The sequence below is a fragment of the uncultured Rossellomorea sp. genome (assembly GCF_947488365.1).
GTDB lineage: Bacteria > Bacillota > Bacilli > Bacillales > Bacillaceae_B > Rossellomorea.
Map to the genome: position 1 here is coordinate 64,518 of NZ_CANKZT010000004.1, position 25,177 is coordinate 89,694.

Below are 25,177 nucleotides of genomic sequence, written 5' to 3' on the forward strand. Positions count from 1 at the left end.
CTACGGATTATTGATTGCCTTCCAGGACTGCCCAAATGTCCTTTTCTACATTCGGTTGAATGGCTTTTGTTCCACCAAGGATCTTCACATCATACGTGTAATCGATCATCAGGTCTTTGATGGCTGGATGTAATTTTTCCGGGGTAGTCAATAATAAAGGTTCACCGGTATGTGCTGCAAGAGCGGAACCTGTTAATGCATCGGCAAATTGAGTCCCGGTTGCCAAGAACACAGAACCAGTATGGACATTGAACTTCTGAATGATGCTTGCATTCGTTTCATACCGGTTCACACCGTAAATTCTTGTTGGATGGTTTAATTTTGTCAGGACTGACTGGCTGATGACACCTGTTCCCCCAATGACGTAGTTTTCCTTATATGTGTTCGCTTGAGCAAGGGTGGAAGCAGGGATTGTGTCCTTCTCAGATAACAGAATCGGATAGCCCTCTTGTGCAGCTATCGAAGCAATCGAAAGGGCATCAGGGTAGTTCTTTCCACTCACGACAACCGCCGCATCACGGTTGGGAAGAGACTTAGAAATGGCAACAGCTGTTTCATAACGATCTTTTCCGCTGATACGGGTAACAGAAACCCCTAAATCCTCAATCTCTTCCACTACGTTATCAGATATCACGCCTGGTCCGCCCAGGATGGTTACCTTTTTGACATCCAATTCTTCCATTCCCTTTTCAACTGAAGGATGCAGGGTATGTTTGGAGGTTAATAGAATAGGAGCATCCTTATGGTAAGCCAGTGGTGCTCCGGCCAGGGCATCAGGGTAATTGGCTCCTGTAGCCAATATCATTTCATCACTACCGGATCCCCAACCCTTCAATGCAACTTGAAGAGCCGTTTCATATCGATCCGCACCGTAGATCCGTTCTACATTAGGCTGGAAATAGAACTGGGAGACCATCAACACATATTCTTTATCCACTCCTAAATCACTTTTATTCTTAACAGATACGAAGTAAGTACCAGGCGTAGAAGGGTAAAGGGCCCCATATCCATTTTCTTCATGAACAAAGAATTCGTTTGGTTCAACGGCATTTTTGTTCTCATCATATAAGGTGATTTCCAATGGGATACTGGTTGTTTCCTGCCAAAACCAGCCGTATAAATACAACGGGATGTCGGAATCTAACTCTACTTTATACAGGTCGACATCCTCTGCTGGAAGCGTTCCTTTTACATATGTCGGCTTGACAAGGTCACCTGCTGCGATATCATTTGCAGCTTCAAACGTATTATTTGGTTCTTTTTCTGTTAATAATTCTTCTTCTTCATCACCTAAAAGCTCCACTTTTTGTTGTAGTGTAGCTGCCGGATTTTCTGCGAATGCAGACGCACTAAATAAGCTGGATGCCAATAAGGCGGATCCAACCGAAGTAATAAACCACTTTTTCATCTTTTTCCCCCATTTTGATATTCTCTCTATTTTTGTGAAATCTTGTATAATACCATATTATCACAATGATTTTCACTATGTGGGGTAACATGAAAAAACGCGCTCCTTTAAAGAGCGCGTTCAGTATTATTCGTTTCCTTCTATAATGGACCAGATGTCTTCCTCTACCTTCGGCTGGATCGCTTTCTCTCCACCAAGGATCGTCACACCGAATGTGTAATCCATCATCAGGTCCCTGATGTCAGTGTGTAACTCATTTGGAGGTGTCAGTAACAACGGCTCTCCCCAGTTGGCTGCAAGAACGGAACCTGTTAACGCATCGGCGAAATGAGTGCCGGTCGCAACGAAGACGAAGTTAGTAGGAACGTTAAAGTCACGGATGATATTTGCATTCGTTTCATAGCGATTTGCACCTGCAATCCTCATCGGATCGTTAAGCTTCTTGGTAACTGTATTACTGATGACGCCGGTCCCGCCGATAACATAGTTCATCTCGTATGTTTTCGCCTGTGTCAGCGTTGTTGCCGGTATGCTTTCTTTGTCAGATAGTAGAATAGGATATCCGTATTGTGCAGCGATGGATGCAATGGATAGGGCATCTGGATAATTCTTTCCGCTGACGACTACGGCTGCGTCATTGTTTGGCAGCTTTTTAGAGATGGCCACTGCCGTCTCATAACGATCTTTACCGCTTATGCGTGTAACAGATACATCCAGTGCCTTTAATTCCTGAACAACTTTATCTGAAATGACACCTGGCCCTCCAAGGATCGTCACCTTATTGACACCCAATTCATAAATGGCTTCCTCGACTGATGGGTGAAGGGAACCCTTTGTAGTTAATAGAATAGGAGCGTCTTTATGATACGCGAGCGGTGCGCCGGCCAATGCATCCGGAAAGTTGCTTCCTGTAGCAAGGATGATTTCGTCTGTTCCGTATCCCCAGCCCTGTAAAGCGATTTCAAGAGCGGTTTCATAGCGGTCTGCACCGAATACTCTGTCTACATAAGGCTCAATTGTGAATTGAGACGGGAACACTACATACTCTTCACCAGTTGCGAGATTCTTTTTATCCTTTACAGCCATATAATAGGTGCCTGGGGTAACAGTGTAATCGGCCATTAATCCATCTATCACATCTGAGCTGATTTCATTTGCTTTTATAACATTCTTGTTTTCATCGTATAGAGTAATATCTAATAGAATCCCAGGGTTTTCATCCCATGATCCTCCGTATATAACCAATGGATCTTCATTGTCGACTTGAATCTTATACATATCCACATCATCTTTCGTGAATGTCCCTTTAACGGCATCCTCAAGAAGAATTTCATTGGAATTGGTAAATGTATTATTCGGTTCTTCCTCAACGAAGAAGCCCTCGCGATCGTAGCCTAAAAGCTCCATCTTTTCTTGAGAAGGACTTTCCGCTAATACAGATGTGCTGAATACACTTGATGCAAGTAGTGCTGAACCAACTGAAGCAAGGAACCACTTTTTCATCTTTCTTTCCCCCGATAGTAATAATCTTGTTTTTTTGCTGATGTCCTTGGCAATCCCGTACCAATCTTTCATAACATCTAGAATAGTATAATCGCGTTTTAAACGTTTGCATAGATAGTTTGAGTTAAATATTTTTCGCCTTTTTTTGACAGGAATAGAAACGTTTTTAGAAAGAGTGAATAGGGTAAAATTAAGGGTGTTTTACATTTTAATGACCGAATAGAATCCGATTGTGATTTTTGCTATACTTACATCAGTGAAATATTAAAAGTATAACTCTCCAAACTGAAAGGGGAACAACATAAATGAGCAAGATCCTTGTCACAGGCGGTGCCGGATTTATCGGCTCTCATATTGTAGAAGAATTATTAAATAAAAACGAACAAGTGGTAGTGATAGATAATTTCTCGATGGGTTCAATGGATAACCTGCCGAAGGACGATAAGCTAACCGTTGTAGAAGGGGATATCTCTTCTAAAGAAACCATTGAAAAGTTATTTCAACAACATCGATTCAAGAAAATCTTTCATTTAGGTGCGATTGCCAGTGTAGCGGCTTCAGTAGAAGATCCCCTCCATACCCATCAAACCAATTTGGAAGCGACTTTATACTTATTGGAGGAAACACGTAAACAAGGCGGATTGGAGCGCTTTGTATTTGCTTCTTCTGCAGCGGTGTACGGGGATGAGCCAACGCTTCCGAAGAAAGAAACGTCAACGATCAGACCATTGACGCCATATGCCATCGATAAATTTGCCTCTGAGCAATATGTGCTGGCATTCAGCCGGTTGTATGATATCCCGACGACGGCCGTTCGCTTCTTCAACGTCTTTGGGAACAGGCAAAATCCATCATCACCATACTCAGGTGTGGTATCGATCCTGACGGATAAATTCAAACAGCTGGTAAACAATGAAGAAACATCCTTTACTCTTTATGGTGATGGAGAACAAACGAGAGATTTCATCTACGTGAAAGATGTCGTTCAAGCGAATCTTCTCGTGTCGGAAGACCCGGCAGCCATCGGTAAAGTATTTAATGTCGGTACAGGCGACTCGACAAGCTTGAACGAACTGATCGGAATGTATGAAGAGATAACAAATACGAAACTTCCTATCGAACAGCTGGAAGAACGGTCGGGAGATATTAAAGAATCCTACTCTGATATATCTGAGCTTAAATCCTTAGGGTTCGATCCAAAGTTCTCTATGAGAGAAGGACTTTTGGAGTATTGGAATAAAGAAAACGAATAGTGGAAAGTGCCTGTTTATTTAACAGTGAATCGTTCCGTTTTCGGGTACTATTTGCACAAATGACAAAGAAACTGACCAATGAAATGGCATTGGTCAGTTTCTTTTGGTATTAAAGTATATCAACTAACCAATATGTAAGTTCATTACAGGTAAATTAAAAGATAGATTGGAATACGATAAGGGGGAAATAATAGATATGGAGTTTTTCCATTAACGATATTTCTTGTTAATAAACGGGGAAATAGAAGGAGATTTATTATGGGTCTTCAACTTTTCCTTTATCAATTAAAAGGCAGCTTCAACAGAAGAAAGGCATAATAAAAAATGCCCAGAGGTCCTCTGAGCATTATTGGCGCGTCTATTCGCTTGCAATATAATAAATACTATTAATGTAAGCGTAAAAATGGTTAATTAGAAAAATCGAATCGTTTTTCAAAATGAAATGGGATTTCAAATTGATCAGCAGTTCCAGTTAAATGCGTTACATCGAAATATGTCATCTGTGACTTCGAGAGCTTTTCTACCCAAGGGGAGAAGGTTTTAAAAGATATTTTATCATCTGACTCGCTAAATTCTGCAAATCTCATCCAACCATTGCCTCCTTGATAGCTTGATTGATAATCAACCAGCATTTGAATAACTTCGTTGCCATGCGCATTTTCTTTGATTCTATGACCAGCCCCATGATGATGACCGTTAACTGTCATAAATACCTGATTATGATCGTTAACTAATTCATCCCAAATTAGAGAACCTCTCCAAGTATCAATCATAGTTTCACCATCTCCACCAATGTTGATAATTTGGTGAGAAAGAAGAATGGTAGGTGTACTGGGATGGTTTTTCAATACCTGTTTTGCCCAGGGGATATCTTCCACTATATGTTGCATATCGAGAGATAAGAATAAGTATTCGTAATTCCCGGCTTTAATAACAGAATAAGAACTATATCCCGTTGGTGAGGCACCTTTGTAATAAGGTTTGTCTGCAAAACGTTCCGGCCCGTAATAATCTAAATAAGGATCTCCTTCACCATAGTCATGGTTCCCTGCAATTGTAACATAAGGGGTCTTATGCTTATCTAGAATGTCTACGCTTGATGACGAGTTATTCCATTCTTCCAATGAATGACTCTGATCAACCATATCACCTAAGAAAGCTGTCATGGAAATGTTTAAGTTCTGCTCTTTTTTTGAAATCCATTTTACCTGTTCATAAAATAATTCAGGCATATAACGAACGGTTTTTTGAGGATCTGGAACAAATAAGAAGTTATAGTTCTCCTTGTTTGTTAATAATGCTTGTTTTTCATTTGAGCCGTTTTCCACGTGTCCTTCAACTTCAACAGCTTTTGAAATCAACCAATTTTCTTGAGGTAGAGGTTGATCGGCGATCCGTATTTCTTGAATATTCCCAGCAAATAAGGTATCGAGTTCATTCGCCCATTCTGATGCTCCAATATTCCAACCTTTACCTTCTACTAAATCAATTCCGATCATTTCAGAGTCTGTATTTCGAAAATCAGTCACACCGTTAATGTACAATGTTGAATTTTTCCCGTTATTTACTACTGCAATATGATACCAGTCATCTTTACTGTCTAGAGAAAAAGACCAATTTGTTTCATTATGATCGAGATTTGTAGGATGGCTAGTCCATTGGATTTCTCTTAAACTCGAAACGGATAAAGTACTAAGGATTTCTTTTTCTCCACCCGTTTTGTTAATATCAGCCGCTTGTCCTTTTCGAGTTAATATCCCCATCCAGCTATGTTCTTCAGGCGAGAAATTCGCTGGTAGTTTCAAAACGGCTTCAATTGTGAAACCATTTTCAAACGTCTCACCGTTAATCGGGGCGTCATCAACTGTATGAAAATATTGCCCTTCCGAATAACTTTTTTTATTCTTAAACTCTAAACTTTCTACCGCATCTTCATTGTAGTAATCTTCTTCTGACCATTGAATAAAGGGGCTGCCACTGATAGTGCCATCTTTTGTGGCGGAGGTGAGTTGAAGGTTGTTTTCATTACCGCTTGTATCTTCAATAATAAGATTTGCTTCATTAATAGAACCAGATTTTACATACTCTTTTTGAAACTTCCAATCTGCAACAATTGATTCTGTGATATCATGAGAATTTTCTGGTTTGTTATTTGCGTGAAAAACTGAAGGTGAAAATGCAAATAACGATAACGTAATGGAGCCAACAATCCCTATCTTTACAGCTTTTAGGATTACTTTCATTTTGATCATTCATCTCCTTGATTATATTGGTATTGAATCCTTATTAAGGTTAATTCAAGAATATTGAGGGAGTGTTATTCTCTAATGAACGGGTAATTAAATAGTTGTAAGTTTGTATTAAAATTTCGTAAATAGACCAGTGATAACATAGAGCGATAATAAAAAAAGACTCATCAACTCGATGAGTCTTTTTTCTATTATCGTGTTAGTTAGAGTGCCGAAAAGTGTGTAACTATGTCTCTAGGGTGTAGTTCAAGTAACTCAAAACACATCCTTTATTACTACAGTAAGAGGCCTTTTATGTCGTTTAGAGGGAGGAATATTACAAAAAAAGGGGTAAATATGACGAATTTTGTTACATAACTGTAAAATTATTTTGAAAATTTTAATGATAAGATAGTTTTTGTAGATTTATAGAGAAGGGGAATTGAGAAATGTTAAATGATCGCAAACCTGTATCTATTACTTTCGTCACGGTATTAAGCTTCATGTTCCTATTATTTTTCCAAAACCCTGCATCAGCTGCAGGTACACAGATAGATCGAGTAAGTGGTGTTGACCGGTATGAAACGGCAGTGAAAGTTTCCAGAGAAGGATGGACCAGTGCCAATACCGTTGTCATTGCAGTGGGAAATAACTTTCCGGATGCTCTGGCAGGTGCACCGTTAGCGGATAAGTATAACGCTCCAATCCTATTGGTAACCAAAGATAGTGTTCCTTATAGTGTGAAACAAGAGTTAAAACGATTAAAGCCAAGTAAAGCATACATATTAGGTGGAAGTTCCGTTATTTCATCTTCAGTAGAAACCCAACTTAAGAGTTTAGGGATTACCAGTACAAGAGTGGCAGGGGAAAACAGATACGAAACAGCGGCTAAGATCGCTGCATTGGTAGGAGGGTCTCAAGCCATCGTTACATATGGAAGGGATTTCCCGGATAGTCTGGCGATTGCACCTGTTGCTGCCAGTAAATCAATGCCGATCCTATTAACAGAAAAAAACCATGTCCCTGAAGAGACAAAAAAAGCGTTAAGTAAATATAGCTCTTCCATTCTTGTAGGAGGTACAGGTGTGGTAAGTGACGGCGTTAAGAATCAACTGCCAAGAGCCACCCGTATTTCCGGGAAAGATCGCTATGATACGGCAACAAAAGTCGCCGAGAAATATTATTCCGCTTCAAATAGTACAGTCATCGCTACGGGAGAAAGTTATGCAGATGCATTGACCGGGTCCGTTCTGGCAGCCAAAAAAGGCTCACCCGTTATGTTGATTCAATCAAATAATGTCCCTACTTCCGTTAAGTCGACGGTGGATAAATTGGGTATCAATCAGTTTACGATCATTGGTGGAACGTCAGTTATATCAGAGAAAGCCCAAAGTCTATTTGGCTTTGATACAGCTGGTCTGATCCAGACGGCGAAACAGTATATAGGAACACCTTATAAGTGGGGTGGAACGACGCCAAGCGGTTTTGACTGCAGTGGATATTTAAACTATGTATACGATAAATATGGGATTGATCTCCCTAGAACGACATCAGATATCTGGAACTTCGGTAGCCGCTCAAGCTCACCGGCAGTCGGCGATATCGTTATGTTTGAAACATACAAACCAGGCCCGTCACATGGAGGGATCTATATTGGAAACAACCAGTTCATCCATGCCGGAAATGATGGAGTAGAAATTACAAGTATGAGTAACGTATACTGGAAGCCTCGTTATCTAGGCGCAGTGAAAGTTGTAAATTAATAGAATGATAGAAAAACTGTTTGTCACATGGCAAGCAGTTTTTTTCTATTTACCCGAATCAATAGTCCTTAAACATGTTCTTTTTTGATAGTTGGATTTTAATTGTGATTTGTAATAGGTGAAATATCTCCCATGATGTTGATTGAAGCGGAAGGTGCTCGACTCCTGCGGGAATAGCGGGAAAGTTGAGACCCTACAGGGCAAAGCCCGAGGAGGCTCAACACACGCCCCGCGGAAAGCGAGCACCTGGAGCGGAAATCAACCACCACTCGCTAAGAGACAATGTTTACAAATACAGTTTATAAAATTAAACAAATCCGAAAAACGCAATAGTAAAAATATATTATTTTTTCTGAAAATAACATCTCCTTTTGTTGACTAAAGAACTAACTGAGATTAAAATGGAAAATAGAGTTCGAATTTTTCCATAATTATATTATTTTGGAAGATGCGGAGTATTTCGGACCATTACTATTAATCTATCAAGGGGGAAAAGGGATTGACGTTTAAGAAAAAGGTATTTTCGGTCATGGCAAGTGCAGCTTTAGTAGCTTCCTCGTTCGCTGGAGTAACAGCTTTCAATCCTGATAAAGCGGAAGCCGCTTTACAGGAAACGAAAAAGTTCAAGGTTTCGAATTTCTCAGAAGTTGTGGCATTGTCTATGAGTGATCAAGCTGTACAAGAGCTTGTTATCGTAGGTAACGGTAAAGTGGATGCGACTGGTCAATTAGAGAAGCTTGGCGTTAAAGTAAAACAAAATTATAAGAACTATGTTTACTTAGCGGATGTACCAACACGCAAGGTGATGGAAGTTCTTGATCTTAAGAGTGTCCGTACGGTAGGTAAGAATGCTGAAATCCAATTAGGGGAAGTGAATGACCCTGAGCTTGAAGTGAAAGATCAAAATAAAGTCGATGAAGATGCGGTAGTAAAACCTAATCAGGCTGAAACCCATGCTCCAACCGGAGTGGATGACTTCCACGATAAGTTTGATGGCACTGGTACACGTATCGGGATCATTGACTCAGGTCCAGATCCGGGTCACGAATCCTTTACAGAAGGCCTTGAAGAAGGAACGCGTAAATACGGGGATTCAAAAATTGTTGCAGTAAGAGACTACACAATTTCAAACCGTCAACTTGCTTACGGTATCGAAGAGCGTTATAAAAAATATCTCGGTGATGGAATCAACTACCTTTCAGAGGGCGATGTATTTTTTGATGGTGGACATGCTGAGGGTGACTCTATTACAGTAGGGGAAACTACATATAATACAGCAGGACTTGACGCTTCCGATGACAAGTTTTTCTTCGGGAAAACAGCATTTGAATCTAACCCATATCCGAAAACGAATTCTAACTGGACGAATCAGGATTTAAATGCGGATGGAGTGAATGGTAATTCTGATAATTTCGCTGTTCTATTGGTAGGGGATAAAGTCTATATCGATACAGATATGGATAATGACTTCACGGATGAAACAGCTTATGCAAACAATGAAACAGGCACATTCGATGTAAATGTGGATGATGACATGCTTGGAGCGAACTTCCGTGTCAATGATATGGAATTGAACTGGTTTGGTGCAGGTCTGAAGAAAATCAACTTATTCACTGATTTCAACGGCCATGGTTCTCACGTCTCAGGTATCTCTGCGGCTAACGGACCGGCAAAAGCGAATGCATTCGGAGCCGTTGCGGGTGAAGGGGTTGCCCCTGGAGCAGAGCTTGTCGGTATGCGTGTGTTCAAAGCGGCAGGAGGAGCTCCTACATTCAGTATCCAGAAGGCCATGGTTGATGCTGCGCTTCCTGAATCCGAAGGTGGATTCGGCGTCGATGTTGCAAACTTGAGCTTAGGTTCTTCCCCGGATCTGAACGATGGTTTAGGATCCTATGGAGAATTAATGACGGTATTAAGTGAAGATACAGACATCGTATTCGTTACATCTGCCGGTAATGCCGGTCCTGGTGCAGACACAGTCGGTTCACCTGGTGACGTAGCACCTATCATTTCTGTTGGGGCACATATTACGGCTGACATGTGGGCAAAAGAGTACAATTCTTATCCATACGGTAAAAACGCAGACGGTACTCCGAAAGAAGGACAAGGTTTATGGTACTTCTCTTCTGTAGGGCCGAACGAAGTAGGGAATCAAAAGCCTGATATCGTTGGACCGGGATCTGCTTATGCTGCTCATCCGGTACAAAACGGACCTTATGTAGTCATGCAGGGTACAAGTATGTCTTCACCATACGTAGCTGGAGCGGTGGCGTTACTTAAATCGGCAGCGGAGAAAGATCGTATTCCATTTAACTACGAAATTGCCCGTGAAGCGTTGATTGCAACGGCCAATCACTTAGATGGATACAACCGTGCTCAAGAAGGTGGCGGACTGATCGATGTTCCGGCAGCTTATGAGTATCTGCGCAAAAACTTCATCACAGACATTAAAGACGTGGACGTTACGGTCTACCATGGAGAGAAAATCTCCGGCGGTCCGGGTCTATATGTAAGAAATAAAGAAATTCCTGAAACGGTTGAAGTATTAGTAGAGAACAAGACAGATGAAGCCAAGAGCCTGGATGTATCTCCGACTGGCGATTGGATTAGCCCATCTGTATCAAAGTTAGATCTTAAGGCTGGAGAAAGTAAAACGATTACAGTGAAGTATGACGAGTCGAAATTAGAGACAGGCGTAAATGCTGAGACTCTAGTATTTGATGATGCATCGACTCCTTATGTAGAAGCTAGATCAGCTCAAACAATTATTACGGGTCATGAGTTTAACCAGGAAAATCGTTTCCGCTTCCGCGAAGAAGGTGAAGTTCAATCTTCTCAAACAAAAGGTTATACATTTGACGTAAAACCTGGCGTGAGTGAAGTTCGTTTCTCACTGAATGCAATCAGTGAAAATGACGATTATAAAGGCCGCGTACGCGCGATCGTCTTCAATCCTGACGGAGTGGAAGTAAGTGAATTCCAAGGATATGCAGGATACGGTGCCGGTGGATTAGGCGTTGAAGATCATGTCTTCAAGTCTCCTAAACCAGGGGTATGGGAAGTACATGTATATGGAACTTCCGGACCACAAGCAGGTAAGGAAGTAAATAAATATCAATTAGAGGCTGTTGTTCAGGATGTAGTTGCTCAACCAGGTGAAATTGATTTAGGTCATGTTGCACCTGAAACTGAAACGACCAAATCTGTTACATTCTCAAACTACTTATCTGAAGCAAGAGAAGTGAAGGTTGTCGGTGCACCTTTCAGCATGCCTAAGCTGTCTTCTGAGAAGGTAGAGGTACCTGGTAACAATGAATTCTACTATCAAGATATCAAAGTGAAGAACAATGTATCTTTAGAAGTTCAAACGTCAAATCCATCACATGCTACTGATGATGTCGATTTATATATCTATGATTCCAAAGGGAACATGGTAGCATATTCTGCAGGTGCTACATCTGACGAAAAAGTTTCCCTGACTTCATTACCGGATGATACGTACACAATTGCAATTGAAGGATACGCAACAATGGATCCAACGACGACTCTTGATCTATCAATCAATGAGTTCGGTGTACTGTCTCCTGGTGAAAAAGGTGAAGGTAAAGTAGATGTTAAAGCTTCACAAAACCTTAAAGTAGGAAAATCATTAACGACGGATGTAAACATTACAACTCCATCTGAGTCAATGAGCTCAATCGGGGCGGTATATTTACTTGATGCGAAAACAGATGAAGTGTTATCTCTCCTTCCAATCAAGGTAGACGGGGACATCATTACTGAAGTTTCCGGTCAAGATCGTGTCGGAACAGCGATCGAAGTATCCAAGAAGCTCCATAAAGATGGCTTTGCCGATGATCATGAGTACAAAACGGTTATCCTTTCAACTGGATATAACTTCCCGGATTCATTATCTGCAGGTCCATTAGCATCTGCTATTGATGCTCCAATCCTGCCTGTAGGCAGCAATGGGAAGCTTTCTAAGGAAGTTCTTGCTGAAATTGAGCGTCTTGGTGCTGAAAATGTGTACATCCTTGGTGGAGAAGGTGTCGTTTCTGCCGATGTATTTACTCAATTAAACAGTATCTCGATCGATTCTTCTGATATCGAACGTTTAGAAACAGATGGAATGCCAAACCGTTACGGTACAAACCTTGCCATCGTTTCGAAGCTTCAAGAGCTTGGATTCAAAGGAAATGGTGTATTCGTTGCAACTGGTAAGAACTTTGCCGATGCACTAAGTGCTGCAGCAATCGCCGGTGCCAACGACATGCCGATCGTTTTAACAGACGGTAAAGATTTATCCGATGAAGCGAAAGCCATCCTTGAAGACGAGAAAGTCTATGTGCTTGGTGGTAAATCAGCTGTTCCTGAAAATGTGGTAGCTGAAGCTAAGAAAGTAGCTGTCGATGTGAAAGTCCTTTCTGGTGTGAACCGTTATGGTACACTGGCAGCAATCCTTGGAGAGTTCGCTTCTAGCACAGACAAGTTATATGTTGCCAGCGGTAAGAACTTCCCGGATGCATTATCTGCTGCTCCACTTGTAACAGATAACGCAGGATTATTATTACTGACTGATCCAAATGGATTACCGAAAGAAGTAGATGCGTTCTTAACGAAATATCTGTACCAGAACAAAATCTCTTCTGTCACTGTACTTGGTGGTAAAGGTGCAGTAGGTGAAGGTGCTAGAGAAGACCTTCAAGAAAAGGTTTCAAACTAATAGAATATGTGTGAATTGGCTGCCTGCTATTACAGCGGGCAGTCTTTTTTCCTTTTAAAGACTTTCGGACTATCATTCTGAAAATTTCTTGAATTCATGGACAGGCCTTCCACCATCTTATATACTTTTTACAGATGATGTAAATGACATTCAACTGAGAGAGGAGTGGCTTGATGAAAATGAGAATAATCGCTTCTATTGTGTTCTTATTGGGTTGTACCCTGCTTCCGAACGGAGTAGTGCAAGCGGATGATGGGAAGAAGGTTCAATTATTAGTGGTTCACAAGGATCAAGAAGGTGAAGTGTCGACACAGTCTTCAGATGAGGATGAAGGAAAATTTGAAGTGTTGTCGGTACCTCGAAAAGACGTTTCCAGCACTCTATCCAAATTAAATAATAACGAAAACATAGAATATGCTGAGGTCGATCAGCTCGTATACACACAAGCTGCCGCGCCCAATGATACATATTTTAATAATCAATCCCAAGACTTTCAGGTAATGAAGGTACTGGAAGCCTGGGAAAACTATAATCCCATTGAAGAAGTGACCGTGGCGATTGTCGATTCAGGTATTGATCTGAAACATCCCGAGCTGCGCAGTAGATTAGTAGAAGGAAAGAACTTCATGAATGAAGAAGAGCCACCAGTCGACAGGTCTGGGCATGGCACCCATGTAGCGGGTCTGGTAGGAGCTGTGACCAATAACAAGATGGGTATTGCTTCTGCTGCCGAAAAGGTGAAACTCATGCCCGTCAAAGTGTTTGAAGGGAAGACCACCTATATGTCCACGGTTATTCAAGGCATCCGTTATGCAGCAGACAACGGAGCGGATATCATCAATTTGAGTCTGGGCAGCTATAGCAATATGAAAGCGCTGGAAGATGCGATTGATTACGCTGTGGATAAAGGCGCCCTGGTGGTAGGAGCGGCAGGTAACGATGATGAGCACGCCGTCCTTTACCCGGCAACCTACCCGGAAGTCCTGGCTGTAGGCAGTGTGGATTCTACTACATTGACAAAATCAACGTTCTCGAACTTTGGGGAGACAGTGGACATATCTGCCCCGGGAACGAACATTTTCAGCACATGGATGGACGGCTATCAAGCACTGGATGGTACCAGTATGTCAACGGCCATTGTAAGCTCGGTTTCATCCATGGTCAAACAGCAGTACCCCTTTTTAAAAGGACTGCAGGTAAAGGATGTGCTTGAAAACTCAACCACTCCATTACCAGAAGTCGATAGGCTTGGAACAGGGTTAATCAATGCGGAAGAAGCTCTGAACTTTGTCCAAACCAAAAATCGTCTCTACGGCCTGAATTCTGTAGGAACAGCCGTAGAAATATCTGAAAATGGATGGTCCTCATTAGAGGAAAAAGAGTTGACGATCGGTGGCAGCATATTGAATGGATCATTTGTTGTTTTAGCAAGCGGTGATTCATTCCCGGATAGCTTAGCTGCTTCTCCATTGGCCACTCATTTGGATAGTCCGATTCTTTTAGTGAAGAACAATCGAGTGAGTGAGTCCGTCAAGGAAGAATTGAAGAGATTGAATCCCTCTCATGTTCTAATGATCGGAGGGGGGAATGCGATCTCTCAAAAAGTAGAAAATGAGATTAACAATCTATCAATCGAGACCAAGCGACTATTTGGCGTGGACCGTTATGAAACGGCCGTAGCGATCAATAACGTGATTCCCTATACAACCAACAAGGCCTTTGTCGTCTCAGGTCAAAATTATCCTGATGCTCTCTCGGTTGCTTCCTATAGTGGTAGCATGCAATATCCTGTCCTCTTTGTACAGAAAGACAAGGTTCCACAGTCGGTGAGTACCTATATGAAAGAGAATGAAATTTCCAAGACGTATGTCATCGGTGGTCAAGGTATCCTTTCTAAGAATGTAGTGGATAGTCTACCGGGACATTTCCGTATATTCGGCTTGGATCGTTATGAAACCAATTATAAGGTTCATCAGACGTTTGCTTCTGCAGATTCGAATACACTTTATTTTGCCACAGGCGCTAAATTCCCCGATGCCCTTAGCATAAGCCCGCTGGCTGCAAGAACAGACAGCCCGGTTGTATTGGTGGATAGAAACGATAACGTGAACCTGAAGAAATCAATCCATTTGATAACCAATCGCAACAACTATCACATTCTTGGTGGACCAGGAGCTTTATCCGTTGAAAAAGCATGGGAAATCGATCAGTATATGATGAAATAAGTAAGATAGGGAGATTGCCTCTCTATCTTTTTTTTGATAAAGAAGGGTTATAGTTTACTAGATACTATGTTAAGATGGAATAAAATAACATTTAAAAGGGGAATACAATGAATCCTAAAATGAAGAAACTTGTATCAGGAATAGCCGCGGTGGCACTTAGCGCGACACTGGCGAGTCCAATCACTTCGAAGGCAGCGGGGTATGAAAACCCGTCTAAATATGAAATCAATAAACTGTTGACGGAAGCAGCAATGAAGTATGATGTTCCCGCCGAAATCGTGAAGGCTTTAGCAGCTGAAGAGAGCGGTTGGAAGCAATTCACGGCAGATGGAGAACCGAATATTTCGGGTGATGGCGGGATCGGGATCATGCAGGTGACCGATACAGCAGGCTATGATGAGGAACGTTTGAAAAGTGACATCGCCTTCAATATTGAAGCAGGTATCAAGATTCTGAACGAAAAGTGGAAGCTTGGAGAGAAGGGTCTAACCGATTGGAATCGCTCCACCAGCCTCCCAACCGTTGGAGACAATGAGCGTGATATCATCGAGAACTGGTATTTTGCCCTTTTAGCTTACAATGGACAGGTGCAGGAAAATAGTCCGATCAAAATGGCAACGGGTGAAAGAAACTTCGGAAGCTACCAGGATCGGGTATATGCTGAGCTCTCAAGTGGAAACCCGGGCATCTTCAAGAATGATAGAGTCGAGCTTTCTTTTGCCAAAGAGGATTTTACCTATACAGGAGAGCCAAACTATTATTTATTATTCGATAAGAAGAAGTATGAGGTGAATGGTCTTGCTCATACAACAAAACATTCGTATCAACCGGGGGATTTAGTGATTTCTGCGGATGGATCACGTTTTAGAGAACGGCCAACTTCTGAGTCCAAGGAAGTGTCTGCGAAACTTCCAAGCGGTGAAACCGAAGTCCTTGAGATCCTTAAAGGATTTGAATATGATCAATCCAAGAATCCGAATCACTTCGTCTGGTACAACGCCGAACGTGAAGACAATAAACAAGAGGCATACGTCGCTTCAAGCGAACTGAACAAGATCGGTGAGCGACTATCCGGAACCGACCGGATCAAGACGGCTGTTGACATTTCCCAGGCCGGTTGGAATCAGGCGGATACGGTCGTTTTGGCCCAAGGGTATAACTTCCCAGATGCGCTGACGGGTGGCCCTCTTGCTTATAAAAACAATGCTCCGCTTCTATTGACGGAAAAAAACAAACTGACTGAAGCAACGAAAGCTGAAATCAAACGCTTGAAAGCTTCCAAGGTCATCATTTTAGGTGGAGAAGGGGCAGTCAGCAAGGGAGTCAAGGATGCTCTTGAAGGAATGGGATTGGATGCCGAACGGATCGGTGGAATCGATCGCTACGAAACAGCCCAGCTTATTTCAGAGCAAGTGAATCCGAATCCTGATAAAGCCATCATCGCGTCAGGAAAGAACTTCCCAGATGCTCTTTCCGTGGCCCCATATGCATCTGTAAAAGGATATCCGATCCTTCTAACAGCGGCTGACGCCGTTTCTTCCTATACGAGTCAAGCCCTTACCGGAGTGGACAGCACGATCGTTGTCGGTGGAGCGGGCGTCATCAGCGATGGTGTCATGAAAAAGGTAAAAGGCGAGCAGAGAGTAAGCGGAGTGGATCGTTATGAAACCTCCCTTGAAATTGCGAAGAAGCTGCCGCTTGCCAACCCGGATGAGAAAGCACTTCTTGCGAGCGGGAAGAACTACCCGGATGCATTATCGGGATCTGTACTCGCAGCAAAGCAAAAGGCACCACTTCTTCTATCCAACCCGGAAGAGCTGCCTACAAGTGTCAACAATTTCATCGCTGCTAAAGAATTTAAAGAGTTCTTCCTGCTCGGAGGACCAAGTGCCATGAATGTGGAAGACGAGCTTGGAGATCTTTATAAAAAGTTGTATTATTAATATAGAAAACTAAGACTCTATCGATCAAAGGTAGAGTCTTTTTTTGATAGGATTATTAAACAGAGATTACATTTATGTAAGATTCTATTTTTTTAATCTATTTCATGATAAAATTATTCTTCGTATTGATCTTCGATTTGAAAGGTGAAAAACATACATGAATACTCGAAATGACTATAGACAGCGGATGAGAAGAAGGAAGAGATTCTTCCGGATTTTTCTTGCACTTTCTTTCTTGGGATTAAGCATTGGAACGGCGTACTTTCTCTACCAGTATCAAACTGGAAAAATGAATGCCGGTAAAACCCAGGCGGCATCTGAAGAAATTCCTGAATTCAATGGTAAAAAAGATGAGCACGGAAAAGTGAATATTCTACTTCTCGGATCCGATACAAGGGGAGAGGAAAAATCCCGTACGGATACGATCATGATTGCCCAATACGATCCCGAAAAAGGTGAGGCCAGATTGGTTTCATTAATGAGAGATATGTATGTGGATGTTCCGGAATACGGAAAGTATAAATTGAATACTTCCTATTTTCTCGGTGGACCTGAACTCCTTCGTCAAACGTTAAAAGAGAACTTTGATATAGATGTCCAATATTATGCGTTAATGGACTTTAAAGGATTCCAGAAGGTTGTGGACGCACTGGCACCAGATGGAATTGAAATGAATGTAGAAAAAGAAATGTCCACAAACATTAATGTGACACTGGAACCCGGCTTGCAAAAATTGAACGGTAAGGAATTATTGGGCTATGCCCGTTTCCGCCATGACGCAGAGGGAGACTTCGGCCGCGTCAAGCGCCAGCAGGAAGTCATCAATGCCCTGAAAGACGAAATGCTGTCATTAAACGGAGTATCCAAGATCCCTAAACTGATGGGGACAGTCTCACCCTACATCGAAACGAATATCGGGTCCATGGACCGCATCAGTCTTGCAAAAGAATTTGTCCTGAATCCGGTCGATAAGATCGAAACCATGAGATTACCCATCGACAATTCGTTCGAAAATGCCCGATATGAAGGCGCGGGTGCCGTGTTAGACGTAGACCTCGATGCGAATACCGAAGCGTTAAAAGACTTTTTGAATGGTGAAGAACCTAAGTCATATGCGGAATATGTAGAGGAAGAAACGTTGAGTGACGATGCCGTGGTCGAGGATTCGACTGGTGTTGAGGATACCGGCAGTTATGATGAAACAGAGGACGCAGGTGTCTATGAGGAATCGTCTGAAATCGAGGATTCAAGTAGTTATGAGGAATAGAATGATAGATCGAACCCATGGAGTGAAGTGATGCTCTGTGGGTTTTTTGTTGTTGTGAAATGGCTGGGTTGGAGCTTGGTGCGGGTATCGGTAAAGGAAATTCGACACGGAGGATCAATTAATGGAAATGCGGATCGAATAATCATATCGAGGATTGAAAAAACCAAAACCGGTTCAATTATCATGAATCGGGATCAATCCCCTCCCTATCAGGATCGATTCCCCCGCGACGACCACTCCTCATCCTATATTCAACCCCTGGATCGGCCAGCTAGCCACTTAAATGGCACATTCTCAGCTGAAAAAGGATAATCTTAAAGAGAAACCCTTCCAAAAGTGAAGAAATATTATCAAACGTTCACCGATTGAAAGAAGAATCTGAAGTGCGGAAGTTACGCTTTTTCAGCTACTGTTTGTCTGCCTGTTGGCGGGGGAGTGAGCTTGAGCCGGATGGGTATAAAGTGTACCAATTTAAAGAAAATTCGACACGGAGGATCAATTAATGGAAATGCGGATCGAATAATCATATCGAGGATTGAAAAAACCAAAACCGGTTCAATTATCATGAATCGGGATCAATCCCCTCCCTATCAGGATCGATTCCCCCGCGACGACCACTCCTCATCCTATATTCAACCCCTGGATCGGCCAGCATGCCAATCAAATGGCACATTCCCAGCTAAAAAAGGACAATCTTAAGCCAAAAACATTCCAGGAGTGAATGAAAACTGCAAAAACGGTCGCTATTCTATAGATGGTCTGCCTGTTGGCGGGGTCTCTAGCTTTAAATTGCTTTGATATCCGTGTACCAGGTACAACAGCCCCGAAGTGTACCAAGTACAACAACCCCGAAATGTACCAGGTACAATAACCCCGAAATGTACCAGGTACAAACAACCCCCAATTGGACCAGGTACAAAAACAAACCACCCAATCCACCTCCCCAATACCAAACACCAAACCCAAAAATAAAAAAATCCCCCCAATCACTGAGGAGATTTCTTCAATCGTCGCATCACAAGCTGACGTATTCCATTAATATTCAGAGCCAATACTACAGACCCATAAGCAATAATTCCGACTGCAATTTGTACACTAAATCCGAAGATGCCGTCAATGGCAAGGGCCGGCCATACAAGAAGCGCCATGACACCGGTCGCGATAAAGATCTTTCCGACTTCTTTGAACGGGAAGGTGAGCGGGAAAATCTTCTTGCCGATTAAGGCACTCATCAGAACCGATACGACATAGGAAATGATGGTTGCGTAAGCCGATCCGAATATTCCGTACTCCGGGATTAGGAGTAAGTTCAGGATCACATTCAGTATAGCAGCGACCAGCACAGGCCAGATCTGAAGCTTCGTATTTTTCCCGAGCTGGAAGGCCAGATCGAAATAATACATTTTAAAGCCTTGGATAAAGATCGCGAGGGCAATCAGTGAAAAGATCGTCGCTGCCTTCCCTTGATAGGATTCCCCCAGGAAGATCCCAGTAAAGGAGTCGCTTAACAAGATCATTCCCGTTGTCGCCGGTACCGATACAAGTAATAGCAGGGACGTGTTTTCATTCAATTGTTTCTGGCATTCTTTGATCCCGCCTGTTTCAAGTGCTTTGACCACTAATGGATAAGCGGCCAGATTGATGATCATCATCAGGAGAAACAGGATTTGTTTGGCCAGGTCGTATGAAACGGCATAGATCCCGACAGATGCCTTGTCCATTAACCAGCCAATCAAGTAACGGTCCGTATTCAGGATGATGGCTTCCATTGAAAGGGCCGCAATGAACGGAATGGAATACTTCACGACTTCTTTTATCATGTCACGATCGATCAACTTCATATTGATCAAATGCAGATACTTCGGAATAAAGAAGACGATGGATAAGAAGATTCCGATGATCAACCCAAGGATGATTCCTTCTGCACCGAATCCGAAGAATTTAATCAGGACAACAGCTACGATAAGGGACAATACCACTTTTAAGGCTGTCACTACACCAAAAAGTTTAGACGAAAGCTCAGAACGTAAGTATTCAGTGAACAGGTCGAACATACTTTGCATGGTGAGTAATCCAATACCCAGGAACCATAAGAGAGCCATCGAATGGAAAGGAGTATAGACAATGAAAGCTCCGGTACCCAGGAAGACCGTCAAGATCGTCATGGATATAAAGGTTGCCGTGATGGAGCTGATGAACATGGCTTTCTGGTTGCCTTCGTATTTAGGATTGTAGCGAAGCAGTCCCAGTCGGAGCCAGTGGAATAAGGTTGTATTCACAAAGGTGACCGCCGCAATGACCAGGGCGTATTCACCGTATTCACTTGGCGATAAAAGGCGTGTATATAAGGCGATCGCAACAAAATTGATGATCCCCGGGACACCTTTTGATAGAAAATAAATGAACGTATGTTTAAACATGAAAATACCTCTCTGTTGATCCATTTTATTAACAAAATTTATATAGTTTTTACAAATAAATTCAATTTAACCGCTTTTTATATTATGATAAGAAGTATCAAATCAATTAGTATATTATATCACAAACGATATTGTTGAATATATTTCTTTTGTCAGGCTGTTCATAACAAGTATGTTAACCGGCATAGCAGCAAGTCAGTAGTAAAAAAGAGAGTGTGGTACCCGAGTTATGAAAGTTTTATTATTAGCACCAGCGAATAATGTACATACGAAGAAATGGCTTGATTACTATAATTCGATTGGTATCGAGGTCATGAATATTAGCTTAGAGAACCACAAAGACTCTACTGAACACATCCCTTGGGAGAATGTAAGCAGAGTCTATTTAAATCTGAAATTGAATCACAAGATTTCTTATTTATTTACGGTTTCCAGATTGAAGAAAATCATTCGAAACTATAAACCTGATCTGATCCATTCCCATTATGCTTCGAGCTACGGGCTGATCGGGGCGCTGACAGGATTCAGTCCTTACATTCTATCGGTATGGGGATCGGATATCTACGACTTCCCTAAGCGGAATGTGATGAATCGGATCATCCTCCAATACGCATTAAAGAGGGCAGATTATATTTGTTCGACCAGTCCTGCACTGGAACAGGAAACAAAAAAATATATAGATGAAAATAAGCCATTGGCCATCACCCCATTCGGTGTGGATACGACACAATTCAAACCGAACCTGACGGAAAAGGTCGAAGGTCAATTCAGAATCGGGATTGCTAAAGGGATGGAGCCGAAGTATGGGATAGAGTATCTCCTGAAGGGATTTAAACTATTTCTGGATACCCTGGGACCTGAGCGCCAGTACGTTCGCCTGCAACTGGCAGGGGACGGACCTTATATGACGAAATATATGAAACTGACAGAAGACCTGGGCATTAATGAGAATGTAGATTTTTTAGGAAGAATCGCTCATGAGGATGTTCCTGATTTTATCTCGTCTCTTCATATATTTGTCATTTCTTCCTTGATTGAAAGCTTCGGGGTTTCAGCTGTAGAGGCCCAGGCTTGTGGTGTACCGGTTGTGGCAACCAATGTCGGCGGTCTGCCGGAAGTCGTGCTGGACGGGGAAACAGGCTATCTGATCCCATCTAAAGATCCGGCAGCACTGGCCGACAAACTACTATATCTCTATAAGGATTCCTTAGAACGAGAGAAGTTGGGGAGAAACGGCAGGGACCACGTCATCAATCATTACGATTGGGAAGAGAATTCTAAGAGAATGATTGATCTTTATAATAAAATAGTAAAAGGTGAGAGATAAACGTCGCTATTTTCAAGAAGCTGCGTTTTTCCAAACCTATAAATATCAAAGACACTCAAAGATCCTGTTAAAGGAGAATGGAGTGTCTTTTTTTATAATTATGTAAAAGTTTACGAAAACATGTCAAAAGTATGTCAACTGTTGTCGATATTAATGGTAGAATAAAGGAAAATTTTAATATAATGGAGGAGAATGCAGAATAATGAAGAAAAAGATTGCGATGCTTGTTGTGACAATGGCTATGTTTCTAGTCATACCGATTCTGGCATCGGCTGAGAAGAATGTAGTCATTGACCCAGGTCACGGAGGTTGGGATTCAGGTACAACAGGATATTCTGGGAGTTCAACTGGTTTTTATGAAAAGCATGCCAATCTGGCAATCTCTGAAAAATTACGGGATAAGCTAAAAGCAGCGGGATTCAACGTGTATATGACTCATAATGATGGTACAAAGTATTTGAGTCTTCAAGAACGTACAGATCTAGCGAATGCATTTGCCAAAGGAAAGAATGATCAAACAGTATTTGTCTCGGTCCATCACAATGCGGCACCTACAAACCCGTATGTACGAGGATTCGAATCGTATCACTATGATAATAAATATGCCTGGGAAGCGGAATATCCGCCGGATCCCATTCAGGTAGCGTATGGAAGTGAATCCAAGAGATTAGCAGAAACGATTCACCCGAGTACGGTGAATGCCATCGGCCTGACAGACAAAGGTATGAGAAATGATCAGGCGTTTTATGTGATCCGTAACACGCAAATGCCATCACTCTTATTGGAGATGGGGTATATGTCGAATCCGACAGAAGAAGCCCTGATCAAAACATGGACATTCCAAAATAATGCCGCAGAGGGTATCAAGAACGGAATCGTTTCCTATTTCAAAGTGTTTGAAGTGTATAACGCAGAGAATAAGAGACTTAAAGTCTATAAGACGAAAGAGGAAGCCATTCAATATTCCAAGTCTCAATCCAATACATATGTATTCGATAAATACCAGCAGAAAAAAGTGTACGAGAATCTGAATGAATACAGTGTCTATCAAAAAGGGAATGACAAGCTTAAAACATACCCGATCAAGGAAGACGCGATCCAATATGCAGGAACTCTGACGAATACCAGAGTAGTGGATGAACACACTGAAAAAATCCTTTGGTCTAATTATTTACCCAAAAAATACAGTGTTCAAACAGAAGCAGGAAAAAGTTTATGGTCGTATTACGATGTCAAGAGTGCAATCGATTACGCTAAATGGAAGGCAACACCATTAAAAGTGGTTGATATTGATTCCAAAGGAGTCATTTGGTCGAGTATCGATGGAGTTAAGATCAATCGTTACATTAACGATACAAACCTGATCGGCCTCGATCGAATGGAAACGGCGATCAAGGTTTCTAAAGACCTTTATCCTAGCGGTTTCTCAAGCTCCAAAGCGAAAAAAGCCGTCGTACTCGCAACGGCATATGACTTCGCAGACGCACTTTCAGTCGGGCCTCTGGCAGCTCAACTGGATAACGCTCCTATTCTATTAACCAGTAAGGACCAGCTTCCTTCAGAAGTAGAAAATGAGCTTGCGAGATTGAACGCGAAAGAAGTATACGTGATCGGTGGTAAAGGAGCCGTTTCAACTGCGGTTCAAGATCGATTGGCGAAGCTTGGACTGACCGTTACTAGAGTCGGTGGAGCTGACCGCTATGCTACGAATCTTCTTATTAATAAAAAGCTGACGAATGTAAAAGGCGTGTTCGTGGCATCAGGCAAAAATTACGCCGACGCCCTTGGAGCAGCACCGATTGCTTCAGCCAATCAATGGGCGATTGTGCTGACAGGTAAAGATAGCATCAATTCTAGCGCTCTATCGTATGTAAAAGGAAAGCAAGTGAAGGTCCTCGGTGGGGGAAGTGCCATTTCATCAACGGTTGAACAATCGATCAAACGCTATTCAACCAATGTGGAAAGACTCTCCGGAGCGGACCGTTATAAAACACTTGCAAAAGTACTGACAGAATTTAAATCAGTGATGGGCTCGGACAAATTCATCGTTTCCACGGGAACGAATTACCCGGATGCTTTAACCGCATCAGCCCTATCTGTTAAAACAAAGGCGCCAATCGTATTGGTAGGCGGCACATTAGATGGTCACTTAGAAGATTTCATTCTCGAGTATCAGCCTGCCGGTGGCGTAAAAGAAGTCATTAAAGTTGGCGGGAAAGTTGATGACGCCATCATTGCAAAAATGAAGAATGTCTTGTATTAAGGAGGACAACCCGTGTTGAACAGTCGTAAAAATATCTTTCTAGTCTCTCTGCTCATCTTGTCTATGACTGTCTTTACTGCATGTAATGCTTCCTCTCCAAGTGAGAAAACAACGAAGGAAGAACCGGATACAGCCGAAAGCGAAACGTCCAATGAAGATACTTCTGTAAATGAAGAGTCGGATAACCAGGAAGAAGTAGAGGAAGTGGAAGCAGAGGAGCCGTCCGAAGGCTCTGAAGAAGTAACATCCGAAGAAGACACATCTGAAGAAAATAATGAAACGACGGAAAAAGAAAAAGAAGAAGTGAACCTGTTACTCCAACAGCTGAAGCCTGAAAAAAACATGGTTAAAACGTTTGAAAACAAGGATTTCAGCTTGACGGAAACGGTAGTCGATCACAATGAAACGCATGTTCAGCGTGTATTCAAAGTGGGAGAGATGGTCACTCTTCAAATCCTTAAATGGGATCAGGATGCCATTCAAGTCGTGTATGAAGAAAGTAATCCGAAGAACGTGAAAGAAAGCATTTTGGACAGCTTTTCTCCGGATAAAGAAGCAAAACCACTGGCCGACATCAAGCATAAAGGAAAAGGTGACACAACCCGATGGGAAATCATCAGTGAAGATGAAACGGTCGAAGTTCCTTACGACACGTACGAAAATGTCGTCGCGGTTCGAAGCACGGTGAAGAATGGAAAGGTGAATACCATCAATACCATGTACTATGCTCCCGGGATCGGCATGATCAAAGAAGTATATGAAGAAACCGGGGATAACGGATATAAAATCGAATCCGTTTTGACAAAAGTAGAAGAGCTATAAAATCCTGAAGGTGTTCCGTTTTGGAACGCCTT

At 42.2% G+C, this 25,177-nt stretch carries 14 protein-coding genes; 10 read left to right on the plus strand and 4 right to left on the minus strand.

Going from position 1 to position 25,177, the window contains the following annotated elements; translation table 11 throughout:
* Window positions 1-7: 7 nt before the first annotated feature.
* Window positions 8-1,408 (minus strand): cell wall-binding repeat-containing protein, encoded by a 1,401-nt coding sequence (locus Q1B03_RS14890; protein WP_299742877.1) that lies wholly within the window; start codon window positions 1,406-1,408, stop codon window positions 8-10.
* 126 nt (window positions 1,409-1,534) lie between these two features.
* Complete coding sequence (locus tag Q1B03_RS14895; protein WP_299742880.1) at window positions 1,535-2,911, minus strand: cell wall-binding repeat-containing protein; 1,377 nt, start codon at window positions 2,909-2,911, stop codon at window positions 1,535-1,537.
* A 305-nt stretch (window positions 2,912-3,216) separates the two neighbouring features.
* Between Q1B03_RS14895 and Q1B03_RS14900 the strand changes: the two genes are divergently transcribed.
* Window positions 3,217-4,164, plus strand: a complete 948-nt coding sequence (locus Q1B03_RS14900) for an NAD-dependent epimerase/dehydratase family protein (RefSeq protein WP_299742883.1) — start codon at window positions 3,217-3,219, stop codon at window positions 4,162-4,164.
* A gap of 407 nt (window positions 4,165-4,571) precedes the next feature.
* On the opposite strand, the gene Q1B03_RS14905 is transcribed toward Q1B03_RS14900, so the two are convergent.
* On the minus strand, window positions 4,572-6,416 hold the full coding sequence (locus Q1B03_RS14905) for a LamG-like jellyroll fold domain-containing protein (RefSeq protein ID WP_299742886.1): 1,845 nt from the start codon (window positions 6,414-6,416) through the stop codon (window positions 4,572-4,574).
* A gap of 425 nt (window positions 6,417-6,841) precedes the next feature.
* On the opposite strand from Q1B03_RS14905, the gene Q1B03_RS14910 reads away from it, so the two are divergent.
* From Q1B03_RS14910 to Q1B03_RS14935, 6 genes are all read left to right on the plus strand, one after another.
* On the plus strand, window positions 6,842-8,155 hold the full coding sequence (locus Q1B03_RS14910; RefSeq protein WP_299742889.1) for a cell wall-binding repeat-containing protein: 1,314 nt from the start codon (window positions 6,842-6,844) through the stop codon (window positions 8,153-8,155).
* Window positions 8,156-8,654: 499 nt separating this feature from the next.
* Entirely contained in the window at window positions 8,655-12,878 is a 4,224-nt protein-coding gene (locus Q1B03_RS14915) for a cell wall-binding repeat-containing protein (protein WP_299742892.1), read from the plus strand.
* A 173-nt stretch (window positions 12,879-13,051) separates the two neighbouring features.
* Window positions 13,052-15,103 (plus strand): S8 family serine peptidase, encoded by a 2,052-nt coding sequence (locus Q1B03_RS14920; protein ID WP_299742895.1) that lies wholly within the window; start codon window positions 13,052-13,054, stop codon window positions 15,101-15,103.
* Window positions 15,104-15,210: 107 nt separating this feature from the next.
* Window positions 15,211-17,046: a cell wall-binding repeat-containing protein gene (locus tag Q1B03_RS14925; protein ID WP_299742898.1), complete on the plus strand. Its 1,836-nt coding sequence runs from the start codon at window positions 15,211-15,213 to the stop codon at window positions 17,044-17,046.
* Between the two features lie 157 nt (window positions 17,047-17,203).
* Window positions 17,204-18,313 (plus strand): LCP family protein, encoded by a 1,110-nt coding sequence (locus Q1B03_RS14930; RefSeq protein ID WP_366141300.1) that lies wholly within the window; start codon window positions 17,204-17,206, stop codon window positions 18,311-18,313.
* Between the two features lie 30 nt (window positions 18,314-18,343).
* Window positions 18,344-18,625: a hypothetical protein gene (locus tag Q1B03_RS14935; protein ID WP_299742900.1), complete on the plus strand. Its 282-nt coding sequence runs from the start codon at window positions 18,344-18,346 to the stop codon at window positions 18,623-18,625.
* A 674-nt stretch (window positions 18,626-19,299) separates the two neighbouring features.
* Here Q1B03_RS14935 and Q1B03_RS14940 read toward each other — a convergent pair.
* Entirely contained in the window at window positions 19,300-20,733 is a 1,434-nt protein-coding gene (locus Q1B03_RS14940) for a lipopolysaccharide biosynthesis protein (protein ID WP_299742903.1), read from the minus strand.
* 229 nt (window positions 20,734-20,962) lie between these two features.
* Here Q1B03_RS14940 and Q1B03_RS14945 point away from each other — a divergent pair, with 229 nt between their 5' ends.
* From Q1B03_RS14945 to Q1B03_RS14955, 3 genes are all read left to right on the plus strand, one after another.
* Window positions 20,963-22,060, plus strand: coding sequence for a glycosyltransferase (locus Q1B03_RS14945; RefSeq protein ID WP_299742906.1), 1,098 nt, complete (start codon window positions 20,963-20,965; stop codon window positions 22,058-22,060).
* Window positions 22,061-22,262: 202 nt separating this feature from the next.
* A complete protein-coding gene (locus tag Q1B03_RS14950; protein WP_299742908.1) occupies window positions 22,263-24,323 on the plus strand; it encodes a cell wall-binding repeat-containing protein in 2,061 nt (686 codons plus the stop codon).
* Between the two features lie 12 nt (window positions 24,324-24,335).
* Entirely contained in the window at window positions 24,336-25,145 is an 810-nt protein-coding gene (locus tag Q1B03_RS14955; protein WP_299742911.1) for a hypothetical protein, read from the plus strand.
* Window positions 25,146-25,177: the final 32 nt, after the last annotated feature.

What these genes read in the sequence shown, in the direction of transcription:
- Q1B03_RS14895 (WP_299742880.1), bottom strand. Translation starts at nt 2,911, where the DNA reads ATGAAAAAGTGGTTCCTTGCTTCAGTTGGTTCAGCACTACTTGCATCA.
- Q1B03_RS14900 (WP_299742883.1), top strand. Translation starts at nt 3,217, where the DNA reads ATGAGCAAGATCCTTGTCACAGGCGGTGCCGGATTTATCGGCTCTCAT.
- Q1B03_RS14940 (WP_299742903.1), bottom strand. Translation starts at nt 20,733, where the DNA reads ATGTTTAAACATACGTTCATTTATTTTCTATCAAAAGGTGTCCCGGGG.
- Q1B03_RS14930 (WP_366141300.1), top strand. Translation starts at nt 17,204, where the DNA reads ATGAATACTCGAAATGACTATAGACAGCGGATGAGAAGAAGGAAGAGA.
- Q1B03_RS14950 (WP_299742908.1), top strand. Translation starts at nt 22,263, where the DNA reads ATGAAGAAAAAGATTGCGATGCTTGTTGTGACAATGGCTATGTTTCTA.
- Q1B03_RS14890 (WP_299742877.1), bottom strand. Translation starts at nt 1,408, where the DNA reads ATGAAAAAGTGGTTTATTACTTCGGTTGGATCCGCCTTATTGGCATCC.
- Q1B03_RS14920 (WP_299742895.1), top strand. Translation starts at nt 13,052, where the DNA reads ATGAAAATGAGAATAATCGCTTCTATTGTGTTCTTATTGGGTTGTACC.
- Q1B03_RS14910 (WP_299742889.1), top strand. Translation starts at nt 6,842, where the DNA reads ATGTTAAATGATCGCAAACCTGTATCTATTACTTTCGTCACGGTATTA.
- Q1B03_RS14935 (WP_299742900.1), top strand. Translation starts at nt 18,344, where the DNA reads ATGCTCTGTGGGTTTTTTGTTGTTGTGAAATGGCTGGGTTGGAGCTTG.
- Q1B03_RS14945 (WP_299742906.1), top strand. Translation starts at nt 20,963, where the DNA reads ATGAAAGTTTTATTATTAGCACCAGCGAATAATGTACATACGAAGAAA.
- Q1B03_RS14925 (WP_299742898.1), top strand. Translation starts at nt 15,211, where the DNA reads ATGAATCCTAAAATGAAGAAACTTGTATCAGGAATAGCCGCGGTGGCA.
- Q1B03_RS14905 (WP_299742886.1), bottom strand. Translation starts at nt 6,416, where the DNA reads ATGATCAAAATGAAAGTAATCCTAAAAGCTGTAAAGATAGGGATTGTT.